At 48.6% G+C, this 11,805-nt stretch carries 9 protein-coding genes and 1 pseudogene; 9 read left to right on the top strand and 1 reads right to left on the bottom strand.

Translation table 11 applies throughout. From position 1 onward, the window contains the following. The first annotated feature begins 66 nt into the window (after positions 1-66). From AC5JMP_RS27320 to AC5JMP_RS27280, 9 genes and pseudogenes are all read left to right on the top strand, one after another. On the top strand, positions 67-1,008 hold the full coding sequence (locus AC5JMP_RS27320) for a DnaJ C-terminal domain-containing protein (RefSeq protein WP_495854663.1): 942 nt from the start codon (positions 67-69) through the stop codon (positions 1,006-1,008). Next, complete coding sequence (locus AC5JMP_RS27315) at positions 1,005-1,316, top strand: chaperone modulator CbpM (protein ID WP_495854662.1); 312 nt, start codon at positions 1,005-1,007, stop codon at positions 1,314-1,316. Before AC5JMP_RS27320 ends, AC5JMP_RS27315 begins: the two co-directional genes overlap by 4 nt. Further along, a complete protein-coding gene (locus tag AC5JMP_RS27310; RefSeq protein ID WP_495854661.1) occupies positions 1,313-2,155 on the top strand; it encodes a potassium channel family protein in 843 nt (280 codons plus the stop codon). The genes AC5JMP_RS27315 and AC5JMP_RS27310 overlap by 4 nt, the downstream gene beginning before the upstream one ends. A gap of 129 nt (positions 2,156-2,284) precedes the next feature. Beyond that, on the top strand, positions 2,285-2,695 hold the full coding sequence (locus AC5JMP_RS27305; RefSeq protein ID WP_495854660.1) for a hypothetical protein: 411 nt from the start codon (positions 2,285-2,287) through the stop codon (positions 2,693-2,695). Positions 2,696-2,738: 43 nt separating this feature from the next. Then, positions 2,739-5,291: a magnesium-translocating P-type ATPase gene (mgtA, locus tag AC5JMP_RS27300; protein WP_495854664.1), complete on the top strand. Its 2,553-nt coding sequence runs from the start codon at positions 2,739-2,741 to the stop codon at positions 5,289-5,291. Between the two features lie 234 nt (positions 5,292-5,525). Continuing rightward, complete coding sequence (locus AC5JMP_RS27295) at positions 5,526-8,000, top strand: phosphoketolase family protein (RefSeq protein WP_495854659.1); 2,475 nt, start codon at positions 5,526-5,528, stop codon at positions 7,998-8,000. A 968-nt stretch (positions 8,001-8,968) separates the two neighbouring features. Next, positions 8,969-9,268, top strand: coding sequence for a hypothetical protein (locus tag AC5JMP_RS27290; RefSeq protein WP_495854658.1), 300 nt, complete (start codon positions 8,969-8,971; stop codon positions 9,266-9,268). An 18-nt stretch (positions 9,269-9,286) separates the two neighbouring features. Then, positions 9,287-10,448, top strand: a pseudogene (locus tag AC5JMP_RS27285) (transposase). 22 nt (positions 10,449-10,470) lie between these two features. Next, positions 10,471-10,869, top strand: a complete 399-nt coding sequence (locus AC5JMP_RS27280; RefSeq protein WP_495854657.1) for a hypothetical protein — start codon at positions 10,471-10,473, stop codon at positions 10,867-10,869. A 517-nt stretch (positions 10,870-11,386) separates the two neighbouring features. Here AC5JMP_RS27280 and AC5JMP_RS27275 read toward each other — a convergent pair. Beyond that, positions 11,387-11,695: a hypothetical protein gene (locus tag AC5JMP_RS27275; protein ID WP_495854656.1), complete on the bottom strand. Its 309-nt coding sequence runs from the start codon at positions 11,693-11,695 to the stop codon at positions 11,387-11,389. Positions 11,696-11,805 lie beyond the last annotated feature (110 nt).

Genomic DNA, 11,805 nt, shown 5'->3' with positions numbered 1-11,805 from the left:
AGGGCTTAACTTTATGACTCGTATTATATGTTTCCTCACATTAAATTGGTATAAGAGAGGTCAGTAATGCCAACTGCAACAGATTTCAAAGATTATTATGCTGTCCTGGGAGTCAGCAAAACAGCAACTCCTGAAGAAATCAAGCGAGCTTACCGCAAACTTGCCCGCAAGCACCATCCTGATCTCAATCCTGGAGATCAGGACGCAGAGGCAAAGTTCAAAGATTTGAACGAAGCGAATGAAGTACTCTTTGATCCGGAGAAGCGGCAGAAGTACGATCGCTTTGGTCAGCACTGGAATCAGCCTAGTCACCCTGAAGCACCAACCCCCAGTGGCGCTCAAGCTGCGACAGACGACTTCAATCAGTACGGCGATTTTGATGCATTCGTCAACGATTTGCTGGGTCGATCGCGGCGTAGAACCCGCGCGCCGGGAGGCTTTGATGGCACCGGATTTCGCTCTCAGGCTCCGGCACCGGACACCGAAGCGGCGATCGCTCTCACCTTTTCTGAAGCGTTTCACGGTGTCCAGAAGCGGCTGCAACTCGATGATGAAACCATCAACGTTCGTATTCCGATAGGCGCGAAACCCGGCAGTCGCATTCGGATCAAGGGTAAAGGTCGTCCGAGTCCATTCACTCAACAGCGTGGTGATTTGTATCTCACCGTTGAGGTGTTGCCGCATTCCTTCTGGCGATTCGAGGGCAATGATCTCGTTTGCGACGTGCCCATTCGCCCCGATGAGGCGGTTTTGGGAGCACAAATCAAAGTGCCGACCCCAGATGGCAGCGTGACGATGAAAGTTCCCAAAGGGGCGCGATCGGGTCAATCACTGAGACTGCGCGGCAAAGGCTGGGCATTGCCAAAAGGAGGACGAGGCGACTTATTTGCCAAACTTCAGATGGTTACGCCGCAAGACTTGAGTGCGATCGAGCAAGAATGCTACGAAAAAATCCAGGCAAATACGAGCTTTAACCCGCGTGCCCCGTTAGAGGAGATTATATTATGAGCTTCAGCCTTTCAAAAATCGTGGTTTCACCCACAGGCGAACAACTCTACACCTTTGAATACGCTGCATTAGTGACTGAGACTTCGATTACGGTTGTAATGTCTTATGTTGAGTTAGGCGTGATCGAAGCGATCGGCGACCTGCTGCATTCCCGTGAGATTGCCCGAATTGCCCAGATTCAGCGGTTGCGCCAAGATTTGGGGCTAAACTTAGTCGGAGCCGCAATGGTGCTAGATATGGCTCAGGAGATAGCCCAGCTCCGGGCACAGCTCAAGGTTTATCAGTCTCATCGACCCAACGCGGGATGAGGTATTCAGACCCGCCGGAAAGCCCGACGTTAGATTCTCATTCTGAGCGGCTATGCCAACAAGAGCGCAGTGAAGTGCTGCAACAGTGGGAAGATTGGCTGGAAACACCGATGTTGGTGCTGGGCTTTGCCTGGTTAGGACTGTTTATCGTTGAGCTAGTTTGGGGACTCAATCCTCTTCTAGCAGCGATCGGCACCCTCATTTGGATCGTCTTTATCATAGATTTTGGTATCAAACTTCTTCTTGCTCCTTGCAGAGTTTTCTATCTCCAACATCATTGGTTGACCGCTTTTTCACTGTTTGTTCCCGCACTACGAACCCTTCGGATTCTGCAAGTCATACGACCTTTGCGATCCATTCATGCGGTTCGAGGATTGCAGTTGCTACAGGTGATGACACGAACCAACAAAGGAATGCGAGTCCTGGCTGCCAGTATGGGACGGCGAGGGTTTGGTTATGTGGTGGGAGCAACTGCGATCGTTACCCTCCTGGGATCGGCTGGGATGTACGCATTTGAACATGAACTTTCTGTTGGCGCGGCTGGCATCCCTGACTATGGCACTGCGCTGTGGTGGACGGCAATGGTGATGACCACAGTGGGGTCTGATTACTTTCCAAAGACGGCGGAAGGACGGGTGCTATGTTTTTTGCTAGCGCTATATGCCGTTGCAATCTGTGGGTATGTGACAGCAACGCTAGCAACATTCTTTGTGGGTCAGGATGCCGGGAGTGATGACGCAGAGCTAGCGGGGGCGAAATCCATTCAAGCCCTACAGGCAGAAATTACCGCGCTGCGAACTGAGATTCAAGCCTTAGCCCAACGAGATGTAGATCCATAACCCGTACATTTTGATTATGTTTTGTATCGTACTTAATCAATTCATTCAGGAAATCAAACCCTCGTCTGTCACAGTAATAATAAAGACTACAGCAATAGTTAAATAAATCTAGTCAAAAAGGAAATACCGATGGAAACCAAAGTAGGGCTGTGGATTGACCATAGAAAAGCTGTTGTTGTGACAATTACAGAGAAGGGGGAAGAGACAAGAGAGATAACTTCGGACGTGGAAAAACAGCTCCGGCGTTCTGGTGATTCACCGCTTGAAGGTTCCTATGAATCACGCCAAGTTCCCGCAGACAATAGCCGCCAAAGAACTCTGACAGGACATCTTAATACTTACTATGATACTGTTATTGACTATCTTCGTGACGCAGAGTCCATTCTCATATTGGGACCAGGTGAGGCAAAAGATGAACTGAAAGAACGTCTTGAAGCCAATAGCCTTGGGGGTCGCGTTGTGGGTACTGAAACAGTCGATAAGATGACGGATCGGCAGATCGCAGCAAAAATTCGACAGCACTTTGCTGAGTCGCATTAGGCAGCAAAAAAATTCATTGCAAATCCATTGGCTAATTCCAAAAATCAAACCGATGAATTCTCCACTCTCCCCATTTTGGAGCTTGCCCACAGATCAGGTGCTACAGCAGGCGCACTCGACGATCGCCGGATTAAGCCGTCAAGATGCAAGACAACGTCTGAGTCAATACGGCGCAAATAGCCTCAAACAAAAACACAAATCGAGCGACTGGATACTGCTGCTCAATCAGTTCAAGAGTCCGATTATCTTGATTCTGATTTTTGCGGCAGTGTTGTCTATCTTTCTTCAAGATGCGGCATCTGCCATTATCATTTTGGCGATCGTCTTTATCAGTGGGCTATTGGGATTTTGGCAAGAGCGAGGAGCCTCGAATGCGGTTGAGAAACTACTGGCACTCGTGCAAGTTAAAGCCACGGTTTTGAGGAATGGTCAAGCTCAAGACATTCCTAACGAGGAGGTCGTTCCAGGCGACATTGTGGTGCTGAGTGCAGGGAAAAATATTCCCGGTGACTGTCTCGTTTTAGAGTCGAAAGATCTATCAGTGGATGAGGCAGCGTTAACCGGAGAAACCTATCCGGTTGATAAGCTTAGCAGCGTACTGCCTGCCGAAACTGGACTTAGCCAGCGCACCAATTCTCTCTATCTAGGCACGAATGTTATCAGCGGTACGGCAAAAGCAATCGTCATTCATACCGGAAAAGAAACTGAATTCGGCAAAGTATCAGAACGCCTGAAGCTCAGACCGCCCGAAACAGAATTTGAACGGGGACTGAGCCAGTTTGGCTACTTCCTGATGGAAGTGACGCTAATTTTAGTGGTTCTTATCTTTGTCGTCAACGTTTACCTCGATCGCCCCGTGCTGGAATCCTTTCTGTTTTCTCTAGCGCTGGCGGTTGGCTTGACTCCCCAGCTATTGCCCGCGATCGTCAGCGTTAACCTGGCGAGAGGGGCAAAGAAAATGGCGACCAAGCAGGTGATTGTCAAGCGCTTATCGGCGATCGAGAACTTTGGCAGCATGAATGTGTTCTGTACCGATAAGACCGGAACGCTGACGGAAGGACAAGTAAAAATTCACTCTGCGGTTGATGTAGAGGGAAAAGAAAGTAACCGGGTTCTGCTCTATGCTTACCTGAATGCTGCCTCTGAGTCGGGTTATGTGAACCCGATCGATACTGCAATTCGCGCCTATAAAACATTCGATGTTTCGGGCTATCAAAAGCTAGATGAAGTGCCCTATGACTTTAACCGTAAGCGTCTCAGTATCCTGTTTAAGAGTGATGGTAGGCATCTGATTGTTACCAAAGGCGCACTCAAAAATGTTCTAGAAGTTTGCTCAACGGTTGAAATGGCTGAGGGTAAAACGATTGATATTGTAGACCAGCGACAAAACCTTCACCAGCAAGCTGAAGATTTAGGCAGTAAGGGTTTGAGAATCTTAGGTATGGCTTATCGCAACCTCATCAGCATAGATCCTCAGAGTAAGCATCGAGATTCCTTCAGCAAAGAGGATGAAGCGAACATGACCTTTCTGGGCTATCTGGCGCTCTTCGATCCACCCAAAGCGGGCATTGGTGACACCCTCAAAGAATTGGAATTGCTGGGAATCACCCCAAAGATGATCACCGGAGACAGCAAGGCGGTGGCGATGAGTATCATTCAGCAGGTCGGACTGCCTAGCCCCAAAGCGTTGACAGGCTCTGAACTAGGCAAGCTCAGTGATGAAGCCTTAATGCATCAAGTTCAACAGACCAATGTCTTTGCTGAGGTGGAGCCAAACCAAAAAGAGCGGATTATCATCGCTCTCAAAAAAGCGGGAAATGTCGTGGGATACCTGGGAGACGGCATTAATGATGCCTCTGCGCTTCATGCTGCCGATGTTGGCATCTCAGTTGAGAGTGCCGTTGATGTCGCCAAGGAAGCCGCTGATATTGTATTGATGCAAAAGGATTTGAACGTCCTCGTCGAAGGCGTAAAGGAAGGACGGATTACCTTTGCTAACACCTTAAAGTATGTCTTCATGGCAACAAGCGCTAACTTCGGCAATATGTTCAGCATGGCAGGAATTTCTCTGTTTCTGTCCTTTTTGCCGCTTCTGCCCAGTCAGATTTTACTAACGAACCTCCTCACCGATTTCCCAGAATTGACAATTGCCACCGATCGCGTAGATCGAGAACAGGTCAGCCAACCCCGCCGCTGGAATATTCGCTTTATCCGCAAGTTTATGTTGGTGTTTGGGTTGCTCAGCTCGGTGTTTGATTACCTCACTTTCGGGGTCTTGCTGCTTCTGCTACAGGCTGACCCGGCACAATTCAGAACTGGATGGTTCATGGAATCCGTGATTTCTGCATCCATGATTGTGCTATCCATTCGCACACATAAGTCCATTCTTCATAGCAAACCCAGTCTTTCTCTGCTCTTATCTACGATGGCGATCGTCATTATCACACTTATCTTGCCCTATACGCCGCTTGCAGGTCTGCTGGGATTTCAAGCCTTACCCATTGAGTTCCTTTTGGTGCTAGCAGCCATTGTCGGACTCTACATCCTCTGTGCCGAAAACGTGAAACGAGTGTTCTATCAATATGTCCAATCTTGACGATGCTCACTTTAATGACGAGAAAAACATGATGAATGTGAAAACTCATACAATTCAAACATCTACTTATATATCATTTCAAACATCCTTATGTCATGCTGCTTGAAACCAGAAAAATGATAGCTTAGCTATTACATAAATGACGCATGTGACAGCTAAGACTCTCTTACAAAACTCTCCTCAGTACATCGACTCAGCCATTTGAACCACCCTCAAAAATCAAACATCAATATCATGGTAGCTACTCCTCCAAAACCAACTCTTGATACCTCAATTAGTGCATTTGGCACAGCCCGGTCTACCGTCGAGGGTGCGCCCCTCAGTGCCGAGGAATTGCGGAAAACACATGCCTATTGGCGCGCCTGTAACTACCTGGCGATCGGCATGATTTACCTACGAGACAATCCACTGCTGCGATCGCCTCTAACGATCGAACAAATTAAGCATCGTATATTAGGACATTGGGGCACCAGCCCTGGCTTAAGCTTTGTCTACACGCATCTGAATCGGCTGATCAAACAGCAAGATCTCAATATGATCTTCCTGGCAGGGCCGGGGCATGGGGCACCGGGGGTTCTGGGACCTTGCTACTTAGAAGGAACCTATTCCGAGGTCTATCCCGACAAGAGCGAGGATGAGGAAGGGCTGCAAAGATTCTTCAAGCAATTCTCTTTTCCTGGCGGTATTGGTAGTCACTGTACCCCTGAAACTCCTGGTTCTATCAATGAAGGAGGGGAACTAGGCTACAGCCTCTCCCACGCCTACGGAGCCGCTTACGACAATCCAGACCTAATCGCTGCCGTGATGGTCGGGGATGGTGAATCTGAAACTGGGCCCCTGGCAACGGCATGGCACTCCAACAAATTTCTCAACCCCATCCGCGATGGCGCAGTGCTGCCCATTCTGCACCTGAACGGCTACAAGATTAACAACCCGACACTGCTTGCTCGCGTGAGTCATCAGGAGCTAGAAGACTTGTTTAGAGGCTATGGCTACACACCTTACTTTGTAGAAGGCTCTGATCCTGAAACGATGCATCAGGCGATCGCTGCAACTTTAGATCACTGCGTTGGAGAAATTAAGCAGATTCAGGCATCCGCTCGCAGTACAGGTGTGGCAAAACGTGCCCGCTGGCCGATGATTGTTCTGCGTAGCCCCAAAGGCTGGACCTGCCCCAAAGAAATAGACGGGCATAAAGTGGAGGGATTCTGGCGTGCTCATCAGGTGCCGATGGCAGACGTAGCGACCAATGAGGGTCATTTTCAGATTCTGGAACAGTGGATGCGGAGCTACAAACCTGAAGAACTTTTTGATGCTAGCGGGAAGCTGATTCCTGAACTGAAAGATCTGGTACCCAAGGGCGAGCGCCGCATGAGCGCTAATCCTATTGCGAACGGAGGGATGGTGCGTAAAGCGCTGCGGATGCCGGACTTTCGCGATTACGGGGTTGAAGTCATCCATCCTGGTGCTATCGAGGTTGAAAACACTAAGCCCTTAGGCGTTTTTCTGCGGGACATTATGCAGAGGAACATGGACAACTTCCGCGTGTTTGGGCCTGACGAAAATACCTCGAATAAGCTCACCGCGATCTACGAAGTCAGTAAAAAGCTATGGATGGCAGAGTACTTCCCTGAGGATCAGGACGGTGGCGAATTAGCGATCGATGGTCGGGTAATGGAAATGCTGAGTGAACACACGCTGGAAGGCTGGCTAGAAGGGTATGTGCTGACTGGACGGCACGGCTTTTTCTCCACCTACGAATCCTTCGTTCACATCATTGACTCAATGATTAACCAGCATTGCAAATGGCTGGAGATTTGTCAGCATATCCCTTGGCGGGCTGCTATTTCTTCGGTTAACTTGCTGATCACCTCTACAGTATGGCGGCAGGATCACAATGGGTTTACCCACCAAGATCCTGGCTTTCTCGATGTGGTACTCAATAAGAGTCCAGACGTAACCCGGATCTATCTCCCCCCTGATGTAAACAGTCTGCTATCGGTTGCAGACCACTGTTTACAGAGCGTGGATTATGTCAATGTGATTGTGTGCGATAAGCAGCTCCACCTGCAATATATGGACATGGATACTGCGATCAAGCACTGCACAAAGGGGCTGGGCATCTGGGATTGGGCAAGCACCGATCGCGGCAGCGAACCAGATGTGGTTGTAGCCTGTGCTGGCGATACTCCAACTCTGGAAGCTCTAGCAGCAACGGTCATGCTGCGGGAGAATTTTTCCGATCTCAAACTCCGATTCATCAACGTCGTTGACTTGTTCAAGCTACAGCCGGATACAGAGCATCCGCACGGTTTGTCCGATCGCGACTTCGACAGCCTCTTTACCCTTGATAAGCCGATCATTTTCAACTTCCATGGCTACCCTTGGCTCGTCCACAGGCTCACCTATCGACGCAACAACCACCACAATCTGCACGTTCGCGGCTATAAGGAAAAGGGCAACATCAACACGCCGCTAGAGCTTGCCATTAACAACCAGATCGATCGGTTCAGCATTGCGATCGATGTGATCGATCGCGTTCCCAAGCTCCAGGTTGCAGGTGCCCATGCTAAGGAAGAGTTTAGGAATCAGCAGATCGAATGCCTTAACTACGCCCATGAGAATGGTATTGATATGCCAGAAATCCTTAACTGGAGATGGACGGCTTCTCCTTCAGAAGATCCTTCTCATGAAGATGCTCCACACTGAGTAGATTTTATCGGGTAAACAGTGCCCACTTGATATATTGGTGAACTAGAGGTTGTAACGATTCAAAGATGGTGCATCATTTGGCAGCGAATTCTCGTGGCATTAAGTTGCAAGGCGATCGCATCAAACCCTCCAGCCTACTCGTTTCTGTTCCGTCACATCACGCTCATTAGAAACTCATACCAATTTAAATAGTGTTTAAGGCAGATAAGGTATCCGGGATGAAGGGATAACCCGTGATGGAAGCAACTATTTCCGGTGTTAGTTCAGACAGAAGTTGATCGACTTTGGTTTGCAATTGAGGCACATCTTTTGGAACAGGCATCTACCTCAACAAAGTAGGTCAGACGAGCGAATTGGTTGCTGTCTTAGCTGGAGTCAATACTACTGCTGTTAACTTAAGCTCTCCATCTTTTGTATTCGTCTAGTTTATTCATAGTTTAGCTACTATGCAGGATGTAGGTACCCAGATAAGTGATTTTTGTGGACTTAGAAATTGCTTAGTCCACAAAAAATCATTTTCTCATGGACTACTGCATTTGGAAGCATTTGATGAATTGCAAAGATATAAATGAGTAGCAAACAGGGCGCAATTAGCAAATGAGTGGCGCGTTCTCTCATGCTTGAAAACTATTACTGCCTGGGGTTTCTAGCTCTCTACAGTAAGTTGAGCATCCATTCGCGTATGCTCTGATCTTAAAGTGCAGGAGGCTTGTCCGGAGCAGCATAGAGGGTTTGCGCCATCTATTTGCTAATTATGCCAAACTGTTTGCTTACTCATAGTAAGGGTGGGGTGAGGGGATAGAGATATTCTTGTCTTCTTTTGAGAGCAGAGCTATGCAAATTCAGGGTAACTTCAAAGCCCTATCAACATTGAATTACCGGGCTTTTTGAGTCTTTAATCGTACTCTAAATAACGGTTGCTCTATGAAGTGCAAAGCGCTGCTCATGATGTGTGGCGGCTGTCAATGATTGAACTGCAACAGGAGCCGTCTTTATCAGATGCGGCTTCGATAGAATGGGGCAGTTGTGAACAGGCAGAATTTATGTCAAGTCCCAGACTTGATTGGGTGTTGGGTTTGTTGTGGGGGCTAGTGAGTATGAGCGCCATCTTTGTCGGTGGGGTTGTTGCGCTCTACGTTAGCTTCTTTACGGCTGGTCAACTGGGCTTCGCCATTGAGGGTACTAATGAGGGAGCGATAGGAGTGGCTATCTTCCTAGCTTCAGTAGATCGCAAATTGCCTAAGAAAGGGGTAGGGTCAGGCTAAAAGCATTGAGATAGAGCCATGACGACCTACCCCTCTCCATTATCTCCCTCCCCTGCCTTGACCGATGAGGTGACTCTAGAAGTTGCGCTCGATTGTCTGCTGGAGCATCTGCCGATTGAAATGGAAGGGGGTTACACTCCCGAAGACTTGTTTGAGATCCTGCTGCGGGCAGCCAGTCGGGGGGACAGCATTGAACACACGGTGCGGCAACTGGAGGGGGTGCCCAGCGGCAATGGGGTTCGCTATCACCTGGATAAGCTGAGCGATATGGCATTGGTGGAGCAACAGCTCAATCAAGCATTGCAAAGTCGAATTCCCCCCAAGATTGCCAAAGGGCGGCACCGCATTGCCTTGATTTGCCCTTGATTCCCTATTACGGTAATCAAGCGTGCAGCGGAAGCTCCCTATATCTATCGTTCTCAAGCCAAAGCTGGGACAACCCGGTTTTTCGCCTACGCGACAGTCTATACTCATCTGTCGCAATAAGCGAGTCACCCTGGGCATTCATGCAGTGTCCCATCGAGAAACCTTAGTAGCGACCGTAACTTATCTCTTGGCGATGCTGCATCCCCTGCGGGTGAGGGTCAAACGCCTCTATCTCGACCGAGGCTTTTACAGTGTGCCCGTCATCCGTTGGCTCAAAGCCCTCAATATCCCCTTCCTCATGCCTGCGGTGGTTCGGGGCAAAAAAGCGGGGACTCGGCAACTGCTCAAAGGACGCAAAAGCTATGAGACTCGTTACACGATAAACAGTGCCCAATACGGTTGTGTCACCTGCCAAATGCGGGTGGTTTGCACCTATCACAAAGGCTCCAAGGGCAAGCATAGCATCCAATATAGCCTCTACGTTGTTCATCGAGTCCCTGTGGCATTGCATCAACTCCATCACCACTACAAAGACCGCTTTGGCATCGAAACCAGCTATAGGATGAAGAACCATTGCCGCATCCGCACGACCACTAAAAATCCCGTGACTCGATTGTTGTTTGTGGCTCTGGCGTTTATCTTAGTTAACCTTTGGGTGTATCTACTTTGGTACTTTATTAACCGTACTCAGCGCGGGGGGCGAGTCGTTTATCCAAAGTTGTTTAGCCTCAAAACCATGCTGGAGTTTCTTTGCCAAGCGGTTGAACGGCATTTTCCGGTTATCACTGCCATCTACTTGCCAGATCCACAATGAATTTGCGATCTACTGAGATTTGATGTCTCTCTTGCTCACAGCAGCGGTGGGGGCGGCACAGGCCTGGCTGCTCAGACAATACTTGCCAATCGCCCAGTGGTTAGGTGTGACGGTAGCAGGTGGGGGCATTGGCGCTGCTCTTGCTATCGGCGTTGGCTCATTAGGTGTCAATAGCCTAAACATTGTATCAGTATCCGTTTGGGCAGGAACAGCCATTACCCAGTGGTTTTTACTCCGGCGATTGTCCTCTCGGTCAATCGCTTGGCTGATTGCCGGCGTGGTGCAAGTCCCGATCGCTTCAAATCAACCGAACTCCATGCTTTTCCAGCCACCCATTGTCATATTGGTTTATGGCATTGTGACTGCTATCTTGATGGTCTGGATCTTGCAGAGTGCACGGATGCGATTGATAAAAAAGTAGTTCTCTTGCCTCATTTGAAGTTGTACAGCGATAAGTAATCCGTTCTTGGACAGTAATCGGGACGGCAAGACTTCATCGACTCGTAGCTGTCGCAGGTCGATCGGAGTTTTAGAGATTGAAGTGACTGCCAATTGAGTGAACGGCAAAGACTGAATGGGGACGACGATCGCTTCGGGAAGGGGTTGGCGAGGCATACATTCAATTCTTAGAGCAGTATCCAACGCTGACGAGAGCAATAGAAGAGAGCGATCGCCCTTTGAGTATTTGTGCTCATTTCTTTACTTCAGATCCCAAATAAACATCCTACTCAGAATGAAATGAGCTACGCTCTCAGGATGATTGAGGTGATTTAACGACATGCCACGCACACAACACAGATCCTCTCTAAGAGGGACTGGAAAAGGACTCAAGTAAGACAGAAGAAAAGTATATGAAACTGTCGAGCCACATGCTTTATGACCAAATTAATGCATTAAGCGGGAGAGCACTATCAGAGAAAGTTGTTGTAGAGCAATGCCTAGCGCACCTTTCCACGCCAGCGCAAGCTGTTTTGGTTGAGCTGGTAGATATACTCATCTGGTCGAGCGATAATAGCTTCGGCTAGAGCGATCGCTGATTCTAGCTGAGCTTCTGTAAGCTGCTTATAAGCGGCTTCTTTGCCACGTTGCAAGACAGTGTACCAGCACTGCCCAAACAGGTTGTCTAAAACAATACGTTGAAAGCAGTGGTTATTGCGGACAGGAAATTGTCGTTGATGAGCCAGTTGAGGCAAGATGTGGTTAGTTAGCTCTAGATAGCGATCGCGGCGTTGAGCAAGCTGATTCATTCACATTTTTTTGTAATTATGACAATTCTTGTTTTTCATGCAGACGCATTCTATCCCAGGGTTATTTCATTCTAAATAAGTCTCTGAGCATGTTAAGACCAAAGCCTGCA

Source organism: Drouetiella sp., from assembly GCF_059504425.1.
This window is presented reverse-complemented; position numbering and strand designations above follow the sequence as displayed.